The 17,288-nt window shown below is 69.7% G+C and carries 17 protein-coding genes; 10 read left to right on the plus strand and 7 right to left on the minus strand.

Annotated features, from left to right (window positions below):
* Window positions 1-244 precede the first annotated feature (244 nt).
* The 3 genes from ACFW9D_RS24635 (at window position 245) to ACFW9D_RS24645 (ending at window position 2,758) form a co-directional block, all read left to right on the plus strand.
* The gene (locus tag ACFW9D_RS24635; protein WP_384624855.1) at window positions 245-844 is read left to right on the plus strand and encodes an RNA polymerase sigma factor; all 600 of its coding nucleotides are present in this window, start codon (window positions 245-247) and stop codon (window positions 842-844) included.
* Window positions 841-1,218 carry a hypothetical protein gene (locus ACFW9D_RS24640; RefSeq protein ID WP_384624858.1) on the plus strand — a complete coding sequence of 126 codons (378 nt, stop codon included), beginning with the start codon at window positions 841-843 and terminating at the stop codon, window positions 1,216-1,218. Before ACFW9D_RS24635 ends, ACFW9D_RS24640 begins: the two co-directional genes overlap by 4 nt.
* Window positions 1,219-1,423: 205 nt before the next feature.
* A complete protein-coding gene (locus tag ACFW9D_RS24645) occupies window positions 1,424-2,758 on the plus strand; it encodes a S1 family peptidase (RefSeq protein ID WP_384624861.1) in 1,335 nt (444 codons plus the stop codon).
* A 73-nt stretch (window positions 2,759-2,831) separates the two neighbouring features.
* Here ACFW9D_RS24645 and ACFW9D_RS24650 read toward each other — a convergent pair whose 3' ends face one another.
* The 5 genes from ACFW9D_RS24650 to ACFW9D_RS24670 all read right to left on the minus strand — a co-directional run bounded on the left by ACFW9D_RS24650 (window position 2,832) and on the right by ACFW9D_RS24670 (window position 8,410).
* Window positions 2,832-4,316, minus strand: coding sequence for a serine/threonine-protein kinase (locus ACFW9D_RS24650; RefSeq protein WP_384624864.1), 1,485 nt, complete (start codon window positions 4,314-4,316; stop codon window positions 2,832-2,834).
* Between the two features lie 228 nt (window positions 4,317-4,544).
* Window positions 4,545-5,198, minus strand: a complete 654-nt coding sequence (locus ACFW9D_RS24655) for a hypothetical protein (RefSeq protein WP_384624867.1) — start codon at window positions 5,196-5,198, stop codon at window positions 4,545-4,547.
* The gene (locus ACFW9D_RS24660) at window positions 5,195-5,860 is read right to left on the minus strand and encodes a hypothetical protein (protein WP_384624870.1); all 666 of its coding nucleotides are present in this window, start codon (window positions 5,858-5,860) and stop codon (window positions 5,195-5,197) included. The genes ACFW9D_RS24655 and ACFW9D_RS24660 overlap by 4 nt, the downstream gene beginning before the upstream one ends.
* Before the next feature lie 256 nt (window positions 5,861-6,116).
* Complete coding sequence (locus tag ACFW9D_RS24665) at window positions 6,117-7,058, minus strand: hypothetical protein (protein ID WP_384624873.1); 942 nt, start codon at window positions 7,056-7,058, stop codon at window positions 6,117-6,119.
* A 938-nt stretch (window positions 7,059-7,996) separates the two neighbouring features.
* The gene (locus tag ACFW9D_RS24670) at window positions 7,997-8,410 is read right to left on the minus strand and encodes an arsenate reductase ArsC (protein ID WP_384624876.1); all 414 of its coding nucleotides are present in this window, start codon (window positions 8,408-8,410) and stop codon (window positions 7,997-7,999) included.
* 95 nt (window positions 8,411-8,505) lie between these two features.
* Here ACFW9D_RS24670 and ACFW9D_RS24675 point away from each other — a divergent pair, with 95 nt between their 5' ends.
* From ACFW9D_RS24675 to ACFW9D_RS24695, 5 genes are all read left to right on the plus strand, one after another.
* A complete protein-coding gene (locus tag ACFW9D_RS24675) occupies window positions 8,506-8,814 on the plus strand; it encodes an ArsR/SmtB family transcription factor (RefSeq protein WP_384624879.1) in 309 nt (102 codons plus the stop codon).
* A complete protein-coding gene (gene arsB / locus ACFW9D_RS24680) occupies window positions 8,811-9,911 on the plus strand; it encodes an ACR3 family arsenite efflux transporter (RefSeq protein ID WP_384624882.1) in 1,101 nt (366 codons plus the stop codon). The genes ACFW9D_RS24675 and arsB overlap by 4 nt, the downstream gene beginning before the upstream one ends.
* Window positions 9,908-10,975, plus strand: coding sequence for an ArsO family NAD(P)H-dependent flavin-containing monooxygenase (locus ACFW9D_RS24685; RefSeq protein ID WP_384624884.1), 1,068 nt, complete (start codon window positions 9,908-9,910; stop codon window positions 10,973-10,975). The genes arsB and ACFW9D_RS24685 overlap by 4 nt, the downstream gene beginning before the upstream one ends.
* Before the next feature lie 72 nt (window positions 10,976-11,047).
* Window positions 11,048-11,872, plus strand: coding sequence for a sulfite exporter TauE/SafE family protein (locus ACFW9D_RS24690; RefSeq protein WP_384624887.1), 825 nt, complete (start codon window positions 11,048-11,050; stop codon window positions 11,870-11,872).
* A gap of 231 nt (window positions 11,873-12,103) precedes the next feature.
* Window positions 12,104-12,631 (plus strand): hypothetical protein, encoded by a 528-nt coding sequence (locus tag ACFW9D_RS24695; RefSeq protein WP_384624890.1) that lies wholly within the window; start codon window positions 12,104-12,106, stop codon window positions 12,629-12,631.
* A 94-nt stretch (window positions 12,632-12,725) separates the two neighbouring features.
* On the opposite strand, the gene ACFW9D_RS24700 is transcribed toward ACFW9D_RS24695, so the two are convergent.
* Window positions 12,726-14,174 carry a sensor histidine kinase gene (locus tag ACFW9D_RS24700; protein WP_384624893.1) on the minus strand — a complete coding sequence of 483 codons (1,449 nt, stop codon included), beginning with the start codon at window positions 14,172-14,174 and terminating at the stop codon, window positions 12,726-12,728.
* Window positions 14,171-14,878: a response regulator transcription factor gene (locus ACFW9D_RS24705; RefSeq protein WP_384624896.1), complete on the minus strand. Its 708-nt coding sequence runs from the start codon at window positions 14,876-14,878 to the stop codon at window positions 14,171-14,173. Before ACFW9D_RS24705 ends, ACFW9D_RS24700 begins: the two co-directional genes overlap by 4 nt.
* Window positions 14,879-14,941: 63 nt before the next feature.
* On the opposite strand from ACFW9D_RS24705, the gene ACFW9D_RS24710 reads away from it, so the two are divergent.
* Together ACFW9D_RS24710 and ACFW9D_RS24715 are read left to right on the plus strand one after the other, a co-directional pair.
* Window positions 14,942-16,132, plus strand: coding sequence for a glycosyltransferase (locus ACFW9D_RS24710; protein ID WP_384624899.1), 1,191 nt, complete (start codon window positions 14,942-14,944; stop codon window positions 16,130-16,132).
* The gene (locus ACFW9D_RS24715) at window positions 16,129-17,151 is read left to right on the plus strand and encodes a GDP-mannose 4,6-dehydratase (protein WP_384624902.1); all 1,023 of its coding nucleotides are present in this window, start codon (window positions 16,129-16,131) and stop codon (window positions 17,149-17,151) included. Before ACFW9D_RS24710 ends, ACFW9D_RS24715 begins: the two co-directional genes overlap by 4 nt.
* Window positions 17,152-17,288: the final 137 nt, after the last annotated feature.

A 17,288-nucleotide genomic window follows, 5' to 3' on the forward strand; every position in this document is an offset into this window, starting at 1 on the left:
CGCCGAGCCGTCTCGAGGATCTCCTGCGACCGGGGTGAATCCTTTTCGGGCTCCCCCGCCTCTTATCCGTGTACCGGCCGCGTGGGCCGACGGACATCAGGAGGAAACCATGGTCATCGGCATCGTAGTGATCGGCGCGCTGCTCGTGTCCGCGTGCAGCGTGCACCTCATGAGGCGCTGGAAGAAGAGCCGTGGCTGACCAGTACCTTCACGCACAACGCCCTCCGCGTAGGAGTTAAGAGACATGACACGACGCTCACCCTGGCCGGACGATCGGCTGATCAGGGCCGCCCAGGACGGCGACGTCACTTCGCTCACCGCTGTCGTCATCGAATCGCAGCCTCATGTGCGGAAGTTCGCCAGATCGCTGTGCGCCTCACCACAGGACGCCGAGGACGCGGCGCAGGAGGCGTTGATCATTCTGTACCGGAAGATCGGCACGCTCCGGGCCACCGGCGCGCTCGCCTCCTGGATGTTCCGCATCGTGCGCAACGAATGCCTCCGCCACGTACGGCTCCTCGTCCCGCGCAGCGACCCGGCAGACGCCGAACCCGAGACGAGCACCGAGCAGTCCGCGGAAGAAGCAGTACTGCGCAGGATGGAAGCCGAACGGATCGCGGCTGCGGTGAGCGCGCTTCCTCGTGACCAGCGGCAGGTCCTCATCATGCGGGACCTCCAGGGCCTGCCCGGCAACGCCGTCGCCCGGTCACTCGGTCTGAGCAACGCCGCCATGAAGTCACGGCTGCACCGAGCGCGTGCAGCACTGCGTCACGCACTCGCACTGACCGACCCATCAGCTGACCAAGCCACCGATCAAGCAGCCGGAGGAGAGGCACGAACATGAACACGGTCACATCCGCGAAGCGCACGAACACCCCGGCCGCCGTAGAACCCGCAGCACCCCAGCCGAACTTCGCCAGCAAATCCGTCCCACGCCACCTGGCACGCGGCGCCATCGGCTTCGGGCTCATCGCCGGCTCGATCGCCCTGGTGCCCGCCTTCGGCCCTGCCACCCTGCTGGCAGCCCCGCTGGCTCTGATCGCCTTCCGCGGCTGCCCCACCTGCTGGGCAGTCGGCCTGGCACAAACCATCTCCCGCGGTCGTCTGCAACGCACCTGTGCGGACGGCGTCTGCACCCTCACCAAGGCAGACCCCAACAGGACCACACACACGCCGACACCCGACACCACCACCAGGCTCCCGGACCCTCCGCGGTAACCACCCGCCCGACGGTGGAACGTCGACGGGAACCCCAGCACATCACCGAGGCCGGCGAGCGCGGTCTCGAGCCCCTGGGCACCGACCACATCTCCCCCTCCGCACCTGGCGACAACTTGCGCACTTCTCGGTGCCCTCTTCCGCGGTGTGTGCCGGAAAACCAGCATGGGGGCGCAGAAACGATCACCCCTCTGAGAGGACATCTATGGCCACCGCTGCCGAAGCCACCGACTCCACCACCGTCGTCCGCGTCCCGAACCAGAGATCTCTACTGCTGCGCAAAAGACCCTTGTTGGCCGCCTCGCTCACGCTCCTCACCCTTGGTATCGGCCTCAGCCCCGCCTCGGCGCAGGCGGACGACGCCTCGGCATCGATCGTGTCTCCGGCCGGGCCGGACGGGGTGGAGGTCTTCACCATGGACACACCTTCCGGTGACGCTCGCTCCGCCAAGGCAGTCCAGGCCCTCTACGCGGCCGAGCAGCGGGCCGAAGCGAAGCCCGCGGAGTTTGCGCCCCCGTACCTCGACCGGTCCAACGGGGCCGTGGTCGCGCCCGTCGTCACATCCTCCGGCGCCGCCACCACCGCGGCCGAGGACGTGCCGCGCGCGGCGAACAGCAAGGCGCTCCTGGCAGGCATTCAGGACGAGGCCATCGGCCTGACGAACGCCCAGATACCGGGTGCGGACGCCATCTACGCGTCGCGCATCCAGGCCGACCACAACCGGGTGGTGGTCCAGGTCCGGAGCGTGACACCCCAACTGCGCGCAGAACTCGCCCGCCGGTACGGCAGCGACAGGATCGCCATCCAACTGACCCCGGGCGCCCGCCCGCTCCAGCCCGCCTACGGCGGGCGGCAGAACGACACGAGCCCCTTCCTCGGCGGAGCCTCGTTCGACGCCTCCGAGTCATCCGCCGTCTGCAGCACGGCGTTCGCGTGGCGCATCCCCGGCGGATATCACGGCATGCTCACCGCGGGCCACTGCATGCCGAACGGTGGCGGCGCGTGGTCCAGCGGCAATCAGTTCATGGGCTACTCGATCAGCAACAACTGGAACGACGGCGTCGGTACAGTGCGCTACCCGAACGACCCGTACGACCGTGGCGACCTGTCCCTGATCCAGGTTCCGGCGGGCCAGGCAGCGAGCGTCGCCCGCGTCTACGTCTACGGAGTGAACTCCAGCGACTGGCGCAACGTGACAGCGCGCTGGAACCGCAAGTCGTACTACGGCGACAAGTTCTGCACCAGCGGCGCGAGGACCGGCGAACAGTGCAACTGGACCGTGCAGAACGCGAGCATGTCCCTCAGGTACGACTCCGGTGAAATCATCCGCAATGTGACGGAGGGATACCGGAGGACCGGTATCTGCACCGACCACGGGGACTCCGGCGGCGCCGTCTACACGGTCGACGGAGCCGGCCAGGTCTGGGCCAAGGGCGTCTACAGCGGCGGCACGCTCGGCGGGTCCGACGACTGCTACGTCTACTTCACCGAGATCACGGACGCCGTGAACGCGCTGCCCGGCGACATCGCCACGCTCTGACCGGAATCGGGACGACGGGGATCTCCTGAGGGCACCTAGCCTTCCGCCCACCGATCCGATCTGGAGGAACGGCCTAGGGATGATGGTTCTGCGGCCCGGCGGAGACTGCGGCCCGGCGGGCGGCTGCGTGGAGCCAGGGGCCGATGGATCCATCGTCGGTGAGGTCGGCGCGGTAGGCCAGCGCCGACGCCAGGTAGCGGTGCTCCCTATAGCTGTACCGCCATCGGAAGCTGCGATGGACCTTGTCAGGGTCGGGACAGGGCGCGAGGCCGCCCCCGTCGCGGGGTTCCCAAACAGTGAGGCGCCAGGCCGGGCCCCCGTCGCCTCCCAGGTACCCGTGCGCGCCCGCTGCCGTCGCCGCATCGGGGAACGCGAAGACCTGGACGGAGATGTAGACGGGGTTCTCCGGTGTGGCGTGGGGGCCGGGCTGCTCCGCGTAGACGGCTGCGACGGCTTCGGTGCAGTCGCGGTGCACGAGTTCCCTGGCCCAGTCGTCGGGGCCCGTTTCATGCGCTGGGCGGGTCTCCTCGGCGATCCGCGCGAACTCGATGCTCAGGTCGTTGGTGAAGCGCTTCGGCAGCAAAGCGTCCGCGGTGAACGGTGTCTCGTCGGTGGAGGCGCGGTTCCAGGACTCGGGCGAGGGCCGACTGGGCGCGTGCGGCGTGACGTCCATCGGGCGGGTGCGCGGGGGCGGGGGCATCGCCGCGGTGGGAGCTTCTGCCGCAACGGATGATTCCAGGAGTGCCTGGAGTCGCTGCTGGACCTGCTGTGCCGTCTGGGGGCGCCGGTCGGGATCACGCTGCAGGAGTTCAGCGACGAGGGCGGTCACCTCGGGCGGCAGGCCGGCGCGATGCGCATCGAGGGACGGGGCGTCCTCGTCGAGCTTGCGCCGCACGACCGCGAGGCTGTTGTGCCCGGTGAAGGGCGGCCGGCCGGTGAGCATCGCGAAGAGCATCCCGCCGAGTGCGTACAGGTCGGAGCGTTCGTCGCCGCGTTCCGTGAGGAACTGCTCGGGTGCGCCGAACTCCGGTGTTCCGGCCGGGGTCAGTTGGGAGGAGCGCGCCACGGTGAACGCTGCCTGGACGAACCCGGCGATCCCGAAGTCGATGACCTTCACCAGCCCGTCGCCGGTGAGGATGACGTTGTGGGGCTTGATGTCGTAGTGGATGACCTGGGCGTGGTGGGCGGCCTCCAGGGCAGCGCAGACGCCGCTGGCGATGGCCACGGCTCGCGTCAGGGGGAGGGGGCTCTCCGCCTGGAGACGTGCGGTGAGCGTCTGGCCGTCGACCTTCTCCATGACCAGAAACAACACGTTGTCGTGGATGCCCCGGTCGTACAGGCCGGCGACGTTGGGGTGGACGATCTGCGCGGCGGCGACCGCTTCGCGCTCGAACCGCCGGGGCAGGTCAGCGTGGGCGATCCCGTCGAGATCCAGCAGCTTGAGTGCGACCTCACGGTGGAGCACGCGATCTCGGGCGGCCCACACCTCGCCCATGGCACCGCGGCCCAGACGGCCGTTCAGCTCGTATCGGTCCGCGATCAGTTTGCCCCGTTCCATGCCCCTCCCCCGGTTGCCCCTGACATGGCGGTCGCCAGGATACGAGACGCCGCCACACCTGCGAAGACGAATTCCAGGAGGCATGCGGGACGGTGAGGTTTCGTGCAGGCTGCGGCGGCGCAGGGGTATCCGCGTCGTCGCCGGCCCTGACCCGGACGGCTCAGGCGACCCAGATCCGGACGGATATCAGAGGCCACACACTCAAGCACCTTTGCCGCATCCAACCGGCTAGCCCACAGGCCAGTGTGGGTTCGGCATGCCGTCATCGCTCATGTGCGCCCGCTCCCAGATCCCTTTCCACTTGAACGGTGTCCCCGGGACGGATGAGTGCCGCTGCCCGCACGTACATGGCGTCATCACCCACGCGCATCCCCTGCACAGCTCAACCCAGCCGTGTCCGGTCGAGTTGGCCACCAGCGGTCCCTCGTCCCCGCAGGCGGGGCAGCCGGGGAGGTCGGCGCCGTCCAGAATCGCGTTCTGTCGCCGGACGTACTCAGGCAGCCTCAGCGACGGATGACGCAACGGGTCTTCGTACCAGGCCCGGTTCGGGTCCTCCCACCACCTCCGCAGCCACCACGGGCGCGGATCCACCACAGCCCGCCGCCCCGCCCGCTTCTCCGCCCGGCGTTGCGCGGCGTACTCCTCAGCTCGGGCGAGCCACAGCACCCGCGCCTCATGCAGTTCCTCGACCGCCCGCACCAGCGCGTCCGGGTCCGCCTCCAGCCGCCGAGGGATCGCGGCGCTGAGCGTGAGGTGGTGGTATGTCGCCCGGAAGCCGTACGGAGCAAAGAGGGTGAGGCAAGTCCGCAGCGCGCTGTGCCGTCGGTGGAGGGGGAGACGGGCGTCGTGCACGTGCGCTCGGTGGGTCAGGAAGCTGGTCATGGTGCGGGCGCCAGGTCCAGTGCCCGTGCCAGGGCGGCGGTGACGGCGGCGGCGTGTGCCGGCAAGTGTTGTTCAGCCCAGATTCCGGCAAGACCGAGGAAGTCCCGCAAATCCTGCTGGGCGCCCGCGACGAGCCTGCGTGTCTCGTCCACCGGCAGCTCGATCACCGGGCCGCCGTCCGGCCCGTAAGCGTCGAACGTCAGCCGGACCATGTCGCCGACGCGTTCGGCCACCGACGACGGATCGTGGCCGAAGGAGGAGCAGCCGGTGCCGTCGAGCACCTGCAGCCAGTCCCGCCAGGTCTCCAGACCGTTGCAGCAACCCGGCTCGACGAAGACGGTGTCAGTGGCGTTCTCGGTCACCCGGAACCCTCCGGCGGCGAACAGATCAGGCATGGTGAGCAGCCCGTGCAGGAACGCGCCGAGCGGGTCGGTCGGGCACGGCCCGTGCTCCTCGTCCGGCTCGAAGTCGTTGCAGTGGGCGATCTGCATGACCGCCGTGCCGACCTCCGCGGGAGTGAGCTCCCCGTTCAGCACGAGGTAGCCCCATGCCTCGTGCTCGCCGACCGGCCAGAGCGTGAAGTCGTCGGCGGCGGATATCTCCAGAACGGGGTGCATCACGATCACACGGGGATGATGCCGGACCCACTGCAGCACCGCCATGGACTTTCAGCCGGCAGCGGGCCCGCTGCCTCAGTAGTTCCGCGGTGCGCGGCTACGTAGGTGTGACGCGGGACTGGAGTGGGCGGCCAACCTGAAGTCGCAGGTCAAAGGGCTGGTGTGACGCTTGTTCTGGGTGCTCATGCTGGTCAGGGGCGGCAGTCTGTGCGGTAGATCATCCGTCACCCCGCACCCCAGCGTGACGGATGATCGGGGGTTGTAGACCGGGTGCTGCCAAGGGACATGACCCCTTGGCACATCAGCCGCGTTGGTATCTGGCTGCCATCGTGTGGAATGCCTTCTTCGGTTCCCAGCGCCTCTCGTCGAGCACCCTGACGACGCCATAGGAGCCAAGGTCTTGCTCCCCAGGCCTGCTGTAGCCGGCGAAAGTGAACCAGAGCGCGGTGTCCACGCCTTCGTCCTCGAAGATGTCCAGCAGTTCGGTGAGGTAGCGCACCTGCTCGTCTTCGTCCGGGACCGCGTCGTGCGGCACCTGCCAGGCCATGCCACCACGTTCTCCCGCGCCCCGGTACGCACAGGTTCCGTACTCGGTCACCGCGACGGGCTTGCCGTGGGCGAGGTGCCCACGCAGCTCCTCCCGGAAGCTGTCGGCGTTGTAGGCGGCCCGGTAGGCATCGATGCCGACGAGGTCGAACGCACCCCAGTCGACGAACTCCCAGGGAGCCGATGCGTAGGTGACCAGCCCGCCGAAGTGCGTACGGACGGTCGCGGCTATCTCGGAGAGGAAGTCGTTGAGGCGTTCTTGCACCGGTCCGAGGGAGGACCACCACTCCATGTCGGCGCCGGCCATGGCCCGCATACGGTCGCCGTAGGTGTCGCCAGGGAGGAATCCGCCGCAGAACGCGCTGATTTCGCAGCCGGCGACGAACACCACATCGGCGCCGGCCTCCCGTACGGCTTCGGCCCGAGCGGCGCAGTCGGCGAAGAACGGGATCAACTGGTCGCGGGGAAGGTCCACAGGAAAGGGGGCGAACCAGACCTCAAGGCCGGCGTCTGCAGCGTGCCTTGCAGCGATGCTCAACCGTTCAGGCTCTCGTCCCGAGATACGAACGGCGTCACAGTGGAGCTCTCCGGAGATCACCGCCATGTCGTGCCGGACCGTCTCAAGGGTGAAGGTCTTGCGGGAGAGTTCTTCTCCTGGGAGGAACCCTGTGTCGTAGTTGATGCCCCGTGCGCGCACGTCGGTGTCCCTTCACTGCCGTTGCCGTGTTCGAGCAAGTCAACGCCGTACTCGGGGTTCTTAACCAGTGGGCGGCTACCGAGGGTGACGTTGCCGGGAACTCCACGCGGTGTTGTCTCAGGGGTTGACTTCCAGGTACACGGTTGGCGTCCCTCTGGCCCGAGGTGAGGCGGATGAGGGTTCCGTCGATCAGAACCACCTCCCTGCCCCGTTTGGCGATCTTCTTCAGGGCGTGGTCCAGGCGGGGCGCCTGGGTGGCGAGCAGTCCGACAAGTGCGTCGCGTCAGCGGCGGACTCGGACACGTTGTTGCCGCCGGCCAGATCGGCCAGGCGATGGTCGTGACGCAGTACGGGGTCATGACCGGCCCGTCGGCCTGCCGCACAACGGCGAGAATGCGCTGGTAGTCCGGCGGGAGCGCGTTCTCCTCCACGTCCGGCGCGCGGTACGGAATCAGCACCACCGCGCGACCACCCACTTGCCCACGCACGGATGCAGCCGAGGCACGCTCGTCAGCAAGCTGTTCACTCACCCGTTCAAGGAACCGTTCAGCCACAGCAAGTTCGTCCCGCTCAGCCCGTACCTCCGCCAAATCCTGGCCAGCCGTTCTTCGAGTACGTCCAGCTCCGCACGCCCCGCGGTGATCCGTTCCAGCAGTCCGGGATCCATACGCCGGATCGCGGGGGCACCCCGGCCCCAGAAAGCAGGAGCCGGCAAGTCGCCCCCTGACGGACGATCTACTCCTCAGACAGCCGCCCACGATCAGCGTGAGTACCCCGAGAACCGGTCACGCCAGCGCTTTGACCTGCGGCCTCAAAGTTGGCGGAGGCTCAGTGGCTTCAGCTGTGCCCGGGCCGTGTACAGCGCGGCGGTGTATACGGCCGGTCCGGACCCGATGACGATGACGTCGCGGACGTCGTCGAGGCTGCCCCCATGGTGCTTACACCTCCTGCTGTGCGTCGATCTCGGCGATGAGCGCCTCGATGCGGGTCCTGATCTGGTCGCGGATGGGGCGGACCGCGTCGACGCCCTTGCCGGCCGGGTCCTCCAGGGCCCAGTCGAGGTACTTCTTGCCGGGGAAGATGGGGCAGGCGTCGCCGCAGCCCATGGTGATGACGTAGTCGGACGCCTGGACGGCCTCGGTGGTGAGGATCTTCGGGGTGGCGGCGGAGATGTCGACGCCGACTTCCTTCATGGCCTCGACGGCCGCCGGGTTGACCTGGTCGCCGGGGATCGATCCGGCGGAGCGGACCTCGATGCGGTCGCCGGCGAGGTGGTCGAGGAATCCGGCGGCCATCTGGGAGCGGCCGGCATTGTGGACGCAGACGAACAGGACGGACGGCTTGTCGGCCATGGTGATCGTTCTCTCTCGTCGCAGGGCGGAACCCAGCCGCCGATGACTTCAGCCCCCGCTGGTATCAGCGAGCAATGATGTGAGAGTATCAGCGCATGCTGACTTCAGTCGACGCTGATGTGATCAGGGTGCTGGGCGATCCGCTCCGCCTCAAGATCGTGACCTTGCTGGCGCGCGAGACGCTCTGCACGACGCACCTGGTCGAGGAGACCGGAGCCAAGCAGACCAACCTGTCGAACCACATGAAGGTGCTGCGCGAGGCCGGGCTGGTGGAGACCGAGCCGTGCGGCCGCTTCACGTACTACAAGCTGCGCCCGGACGTCATCGCCCGGCTCGCCGGCCAGTTCACCGAGCTCGCCGAGTCCGCCCGTACCGCCGCCGAGAACAAGAGGGCCTGCCCGTGACCTCCACCGCACCCGCACAGGCCGGTGTCGGCAACGACTCGATCGTCAGGAAGCTCTCCACCCTCGACCGCTATCTCGCGGTGTGGATCCTGCTCGCCATGGCCATAGGTCTCGGCCTCGGCCGCCTGATCCCCGGCATGGGCGACGCCCTGGCGAAGGTCGAGATCGGCGGCATCTCGCTGCCGATCGCCATCGGCCTGCTCGTGATGATGTATCCGGTGCTCGCGAAGGTCCGCTACGACAAGCTCGACACGGTCACCGGCGACAAGAAGCTCATGGTGTCGTCACTGGTCATCAACTGGATCGTCGGCCCTGCCGTGATGTTCGCCCTCGCCTGGATCTTCCTGCCGGACCTGCCCGAGTACCGCACCGGCCTGATCATCGTCGGCCTGGCCCGCTGCATCGCCATGGTCATCATCTGGAACGACCTGGCCTGCGGCGACCGCGAGGCCGCCGCCGTCCTCGTCGCCCTCAACTCCGTCTTCCAGGTCCTCGCGTTCGGCCTGCTCGGCTGGTTCTACCTCGACCTGCTGCCGCAGTGGCTCGGCCTGGGCGACGGCCAGGGCCTGGACGTCTCCGTCTGGCACATCGCGCTCAACGTGATCGTCTTCCTCGGCATCCCGCTCGTCGCCGGCTTCCTCACCCGCCGCCTCGGCGAGCAGAAGCTGGGACGCGGGCGCTACGAGTCCGACTTCCTGCCGAAGATCGGCCCCTGGGCCCTGTACGGGCTGCTGTTCACGATCGTCATCCTCTTCGCCCTGCAAGGGAAGACGATCACCTCACAGCCGGTCGACGTCATCCGCATCGCGCTGCCGCTGCTCGTCTACTTCGCCGTGATGTTCTTCGGCACCTTCCTGCTCGGCAAGGGACTCGGCCTCGCCTACGACCGCACCGCGACCCTCGCGTTCACGGCGGCGGGCAACAACTTCGAGCTGGCGATCGCCGTCGCCATCGCCACCTTCGGCGTCACGTCCGGCCAGGCCCTGTCCGGGGTCGTCGGCCCGCTCATCGAGGTCCCGGTCCTGATCGGACTCGTCTACGTGGCCCTGGCCTGGCGCAAGAGGTTCGCCGCCGACGCGGTGACGGCGGCCCCGTGACGCGGCACGCGGATGTCGTGGTGATCGGCGGCGGCCAGGCCGGGCTCGCCGCCGGCTACCACCTGCGCCGCCAGAAGCTCGACTTCGTGATCCTTGACGCCCAGGCCACGCCCGGCGGCGCCTGGCAGCACACCTGGGACTCCCTGCACCTGTTCTCGCCCGCGGCGTTCTCCTCCCCGCCCGGCCGGCTCATGCCGCCGCAGCAGGGCCAGGAGTATCCGGGCGCAGCGCACGTCGTCGACTACCTCCGCGACTACGAGAAGCGCTACGAGCTCCCGGTGCAGCGTGCGGTCCGCGTGCTGGGAGTTCACCGCGCGGGGGCGCTGCTGCGCGTCGAGACCGACGGCGAGGAATGGACGGCTCGCGCCGTGGTCTCCGCGACCGGGACATGGTGGCGTCCCTTCCTGCCCGCGCTTCCCGGGCGCGCCGACTTCGCGGGACGGCAGCTGCACACGGTCGAGTACCGCTCCCCCGCCGACTTCGCCGGGCAACGCGTGATCGTGGTGGGCGGCGGGAACTCCGGCGCCCAGATCGCCGCCGACCTGGCCCTGGACGGCCGCGCCGAGGTGACCTGGGCGACCCAGCGTCCACCCCGCTACCTGGCCGACGACATCGACGGCCGCGCCCTGTTCGACGCCGCCACCGCCCGCCGCCGCGCCCTCGACGCGGGCCGCGCCGACACGGGCGGCGTCGCCTCGCTCGGCGACATCGTGGCGGTCCCGCCCGTACGACAAGCACGGGACGCCGGCCTGCTCACCGCGTCACCGATGTTCGCCTCCCTGGAACGCGACGGCGTCATCCGGAGCGACGGGACCCGCGCCGAAGCCGACGTGGTCGTCTGGTGCACCGGCTTCCGCCCCGCCCTCACCCACCTCGCCCCGCTGCGGCTCCGGAACAGCCGGGGTCACATCGCCACCGAGGGCACCCGCGCGCTCGACGAACCCCGCCTGCACCTGCTCGGCTACGGAGACTGGACCGGGCCCGCGTCAGCGACCCTGATCGGGGTCGGCCGCCCCGCACGCGACGCGGCCCGGGAGATCGCTGTCTTGCTTGCACGGAACTGACGTGGAGGGCGGCTGCGGTTCGTGGCTTGGTCCAGTACCGGACGGCCCGGCCGGCGTAGAAGACTGCCGGACATGATCACCCCTCAGGCGTCGGAGCCACCCCTTGCCGCGGTGCGGAGGCGCTCGATGCCTCTGGTGTTCGGCGCGGGAGCGGCCATCGGCGTGCTCGGGGGAATGATCGGCCTCGGTGGTGCGGAATTCCGACTGCCCCTGCTGATCGGCCTGTTCGGGTTCGCGGCCCTGTCCGCGGTCATCCTGAACAAGGCCATGAGTCTCGTCGTGGTCGTGGCCGCGCTCCCGGCCCGCCTCGCCACCGCGTCCGCCTCGGCGGTCACGGCTCACTGGACCGTCGCCGCCAATCTGCTGGCCGGGAGCCTGCTCGGGGCGTGGGCCGGAGCGAGTTGGGCGGTCCGGATGCGCAGTTCCACTCTCCACAAAGTGCTGGCGGCGCTCATGGTGCTCATGGCCGCCGCGCTGATGCTCACGCACCTCACCACTGTGGACACGCTCGCTCTGCCCGCGGCCGCACAAGTACCCCTGGGCGTGGCAGCCGGGTCCGGCATCGGTGTCGTCGCGGCGATCATGGGGGTGGCCGGCGGCGAGCTGCTGATCCCGACGATCGTGCTGCTCTTCGGCATCGGCATCAAGACGGCCGGGAGCCTGAGTCTGCTGGTGTCGCTGCCCACCATGCTCGTGGCCTTCGCCCGCTACAGCCGCGACGGCAGCTTCGTCGTCCTGCGCGCCCACCTCCGTTTCACCGCGGTCATGGCCGCCGGTTCGATCACCGGCGCGCTCCTGGGAGGGCTGCTCCTCGGGGTGTTCTCGGAGCTGGTCCTCGTCCCCGCACTCGCGGTGATCCTGCTCGTGTCCTCGGTGAAGCTCGCCCGGCACGAGTGACCACGCCGAGCGCCCGCATGTCAGATCTCGGGCGGATATCGGAGCGGTCACACTTGCCCCCACCCCGAGTGGCCGACATCTCAGTGTCTTGATTCGCGAACCCCTAGCGAGGTAAGCCTTACCTAATTTCTGCGAGTCGTCTGGGAGACACCTGTGTCCGCTGTGCCCTCGGAGTCGTCGGTTACCGTCCTGCCCGCGCCGCCCTTGTCCGGCAAAGGCCCGGTCCGGCGGGTGAGCCTTTATGACTCCTGGTGGACCGTCGCCCCTGCTTCACTGGCCGTATGCTCCGCCCTTGCGGCCACCGTCTGGATCTCACAGCACCTGCACGCGGATCCCGCCCTGCACACCGCGGCCCTGTTCGTCCACCTGGCTTCGCTGGTACTCGGATTCGGCGCCGTCCTCATAGCCGACTACTACGGACTGCTGTGGATGACGGGGCGCTGCAGCCTGAACGACGCCCTGGCCGGCACCGCGCGCCTCCACGTCCCCATCTGGACGGGACTCGCCGGACTCGTCGGCAGCGGCGTGCTGCTCCACCCCGACCTGGCCTCACCCCTCACCCGTACCAAACTGGTCCTCGTCCTCGTCCTCACCCTCAACGGCCTGCAGGCCGGGCTTCTCAACAGACGCACGGCCCAGCATGCGGCATCCGCTCCACTCACCCCACGCTTCCTGGCCTGGGGCGCGACCACCGCCCTCGTCTCCCAGATCTGCTGGTGGGGTGCCGTCATGATCGGATTCCGCAACAGCCAGCACTGACCAACTGCCCGGCCAGACATGAGGAGTGCCGCCTGGCCACGCCCTGAGGTCGAGGGGCGTGATGCCCGTAGGCGTGTACCGCTCGTGTGGCGTCCTACGAGCGGAACGTACGAGTCGGGATTCTGAGGCGGAATTGCGCGCCTCCCCCGAAGGCGTGCTCAGCCGTGAGTTCGGCGTCGTGCGCGTGGGCGATCTGGCGGGCCATGGCCAGTCCCAGGCCGGAGCCGGGCAGGGCTCGGGCGGTGCGGGCGCGATAGAAGCGGTCGAAAACATAGGGGAGGTCTTCGTCGGAGATGCCGGGGCCGTGGTCGCGGACGGTCAGCACGAGTTCGTCCGGGGCCGAGGTGAGGGTGATCTCGACGGGGCGGCCGGGCGGGCTGAATTTGGCCGCGTTGTCCAGCAGGCTCGACAGCAGGCGGGAGAGCCGGGCCGGTACCCCGGCGACGCCCGCGGTGCGTGCCTCGGGGGCGACCGAGAGGACGAGGGGTACGTCCGGCCAGTGACCGCGTGCGGCATCCACGGTGTGCTCCACGATGACCGCGAGGCGTACCTCTTCGATCAGCGGGTCCGGTTCCTCGTCTCTGGCCAGCTCGATGAGGTCGTTGACCAGGAGTGTGACCTCGCGCATCTGGCGGCCGAGTGCCGCTGCCGCGCGTTCGCGCTGGGCGTCGCTGAGGCGGGAACTCCTGGTGAGCAGCTCGGCGTTGGTGCGCAGCGCGGTCAGGGGGGTGCGCAGTTCGTGTGAGGCGTCGGCGACCAGGCGGCGCTGCGCGCCGACGGACTTCTCGAGTTCGTCGAGCATCGTGTTGAAGGATGCCGCGAGGCGGGTGATCTCGTCGTCCCGGCCGGCGCGTTCGGGCGGCAGTTCGATGCGGTGCCGGGCGTCGCGTGTGGTCGCGATGCGTTCAGCCGTGGCGGTGAGCCGGCTGACGGGGGCGAGTCCTGTTCGGGAGACCCAGGCGCCGAGGAGACCGGCCAGGACGACACCGGCCGCGCCCAGGCCGGCGAGCAGTACGGCGGCCTGTCGCACTCCCCGGTCCACGGTGTCGGCCCGTACGGCCACCTGCAGGGCGTGGCCGTCGCCGATGGGCGTTGTCAGCATGCGGGCCCGGTGGCCTGCCAGCTTCAGTTCGCTGTAGTACGGGCCGTGACTGCCGGACGCCACGTCGCGTGTGGTGGGCGTGACGGGCAGGAGGTACGGCTTCTCCGGGTCCTCGGAGGGCTGGTCGGGGACCAGTTGGGCACAGGCCGGCGCGGCGAGGTAGCGGCAGTCTCCCTGGACCACGCCGGGGGGCTCGTGGCCGAACTGCTGGTCGGCGAGTCTGGCGGACTGGGTCAGGTGCAGGTCGAGCTGGCGCAGCAGCTGGTGGCGGATGACCAGGAAGCTGCCGGCGCAGAGGCCGACGGCGACGGCGGCCACGGCCAGTGAGGCGGCGAGAGTGAGCCGGGTGCGCAGGGGCCGGCGACGCAGCCAGCGGGCGTGCTTGCGTCCGCCCGTGCGCTCCCGCTTCGGCCGGGGGTCGGGTTGTCGTCGCAGGTTCATGCCAGGTCCAGCCGGTAGCCGATGCCGTGCGCGGTGTGCACGAGTCGGGGTTCGCCGCCGGCCTCCAGTTTGCGGCGCAGGTAGCCCACGTAGACGGCGAGGGAGTTGGAGGTGGGACCGAAGTCCTGGCCCCAGACGCGCTCCAGGATGGTCTCGCGGGGCAGGACCTGGCCCGGGTGGCGCAGCAGCAGTTCGAGCAAAGCGAACTCGGTGCGGCTGAATTCGATGGTGCGCGTGCCGCGTCGTCCGCTCCGGGTGGCTGGATCGATCACGAGGTCGGCGAAGCCCGGCGCCGCCTGCGGCTCGGTGACCATGGTGGTGCGGCGGAGCAGTGCGTGGATCCGTGCCACCAGTTCGTCCAACGCGAAGGGCTTCACGAGGTAGTCGTCGGCTCCGGCCTCGAGGCCTTCGACCCGCTCGCTCACGGCGTCGAGCGCGGTGAGCACCAGCACGGGCGTGCGGTCGCCGAGGGCGCGCAGGCGCCGGCAGACGGCGAGTCCGTCCAGGCCCGGCATCATCACGTCGAGCACCACGGCGTCGGGTTCCCATGCGGTGATGGCGGTCAGCGCGGCCGTACCGTCCTGCTCCCCGCGTACCTGGTAGCCCTCGACGGCGAGTCCGTCCTGCACGGCGTACCGCACTTCCGGTTCGTCGTCCACCACAAGGATCTTCTGTGCATTCGTGCACCCGTCAGAGCCGCTCATGGGGACAGCCTGCCAAAACCTTGTCTTAGAAAGTTCTTAGAGCAGGTCAGCAGGGTGTCCGGCATGAGGACACAGCGAACATCCCAGGCCCGGTTGTCGGTGGTGATCGGCGCGGGCGGCACGGGTGGGCACATCTATCCCGGACTGGCGCTGGCGGACGCGTTGCGGCGGGCCGTGCCCGACTGCACGATCTCGTTCGTCGGCACCGAGCGTGGGCTGGAGACCCGGCTGATCCCCGAGGCCGGTTACCGTCTGCACACCGTCGACATGATCCCCTTCGACCCGTCCCTGGGTGCCCGGCGGTTCCTGCTGCCGGCGGCGCTGGTCAAGGCCGGCGCCCAGGCCAAGGCCGTGCTGCGCGGGCAGCGGGCGCAGGTCGCGGTCGGCATGGGTGGTTACCCGAGTGCGCCGGTGATCGTCGGCGCGCGGATGGCAGGTCTGCCCAGTGTCATCCATGAGTCCAACGCCGTCCCCGGACGCGCCAACCGCTTCGCCGCGCTGCTCACCGACCAGATCACGCTGGCTTTCGAGGAGAGCCGGTGTCATCTGGCCGGCAGCCGGAACGCCGACGTCGTGGGCATGCCGATCGCCGCGGAACTGGCCGTGCTGGACCGGGCCGCACTGCGCGCCGAGGCCCGCCGGGCGCTCGGGGTTCCGGCAGAGGGCCGGCTACTGATCGTCAACGGCGGCAGTCTGGGAGCCGCCCGGCTCAACGCGGCGGCCATCGCGCTCGCCCGGCGCTGGCGCGACCGCCCCGACATCCATCTGCTGATCAAGACCGGGCCCGCCTCCCTGGAGGAGACCCGGCGGCAGCTGACCCAGACCGGCGGGGACCGGGTGGCCACCGCTGTGCCCTACCTCGACCGGATGGATCTGGCGTACGCGGCAGCCGATCTGGCCGTGTGCCGCGCCGGGTCCGCGACCGTCGCCGAACTCGCGACCACGCGCACTCCCGCGGTTCTCGTGCCGTACCCGTACGCCCCCGGCGATCACCAGACCCATAACGCCAGGGTGCTCACCGACGCGGGTGCCGGCCTGCTGCTGGCCGACGCCGACACGGACGCCAACCGGCTGGCCGCACTCGCCGGACCGCTACTGGCCGAACCCGCCCGACTGGCCGCCATGTCCGCGGCCGCGCCCGCAGGCCGGCACGCACAGGCAGCCGACCTGCTGGCCGCCCACGTACTCCGGCTCGCCGGCCACCCCTCGCCCCAGCCGACCCTTCCCACACCCCACACGGAGATGACCATATGAACGCCAGCACGCCGAACGCCGCCGACTTCGACTGGACGGGCCGCACCGTACTGGTCACCGGCGCGGAGGGCTTCATCGGCTCCACCCTCGTCGACCTCCTCGTCTCGCGAGGAGCCCGCGTCCGCGCCTTCGTCCACTACAAGCCCTACGGGGACAAAGGCAACCTCGCCTCCTACCTCGCCGACCCCGCCGCCCCCGTCGAGATGATCGCCGGAGACATCCGGGACCCCGGCCGGGTCATGGACGCCGTCGAGGGCTGCGACACCGTCTTCCATCTCGCCGCGCTCATCGGCATCCCCTACAGCTACGACTCCCCCGGCGCCTACGTGCAGACGAACGTCGTCGGCACCGAGAACGTCGCCGAAGCCTGCCGGCGACACCAGGTGCGCCGCCTGGTGCACACCTCCACCAGCGAGGTCTACGGCACCGCGCGCACCGCGCCGATCAGTGAGAACCACCCACTCCAGCCGCAGTCCCCGTACTCCGCCTCCAAGATCGGCGCAGACATGATGGCGCTGTCGCACTGGCACGCCTTCGACCTTCCGGTGACGGTGGTACGCCCGTTCAACACCTACGGCCCCCGGCAGTCGGCCCGCGCCGTCATCCCCACCATCCTGGCCCAACTCCACGCGGGCGCCCGCCAGATCAAGCTCGGCTCCCTCACGCCCACCCGTGACTTCACCTACGTCACCGACACCGCCCGCGGCTTCCTGGCCCTGGCCGGCTGCGACCGCGCCCTCGGCCACAGCGTCAACCTCGGCACCGGGCAGGAGATCGCCATCGGCGATCTCGCCAAGGCCCTCATCGTCGCCTCCGGCCGGGACGCGGAGATCGTCGTCGACCAGAGCCGACTGCGCCCCGCCGGCAGTGAGGTGCAGCGCCTGCTCTCCGACAACTCCCGGGCCCGCGACTGGGCCGGCTGGGAACCGCAGGTCTCACTCGACGAGGGACTGCGGCGCACCTCCGACTGGATCGCCGACAAACTCCAGCTCTTCACCGCCGACCGCTACCAGGTCTGACCGCGCCGACCTGCACCACGTCACCGCCAGCGGGGGGGGGCCCCCCCCCCGGGGGGGCGGCCCCCGGGGGGGGACAACCCCCCGGGGGAGACAGAGCCCCCCCCCCCCCCCCCCCACCCCCCGCCCGACGCACGCCC

The organism is Streptomyces sp. NPDC059524 (assembly GCF_042749255.1).
Lineage (GTDB): Bacteria > Actinomycetota > Actinomycetes > Streptomycetales > Streptomycetaceae > Streptomyces > Streptomyces xanthii.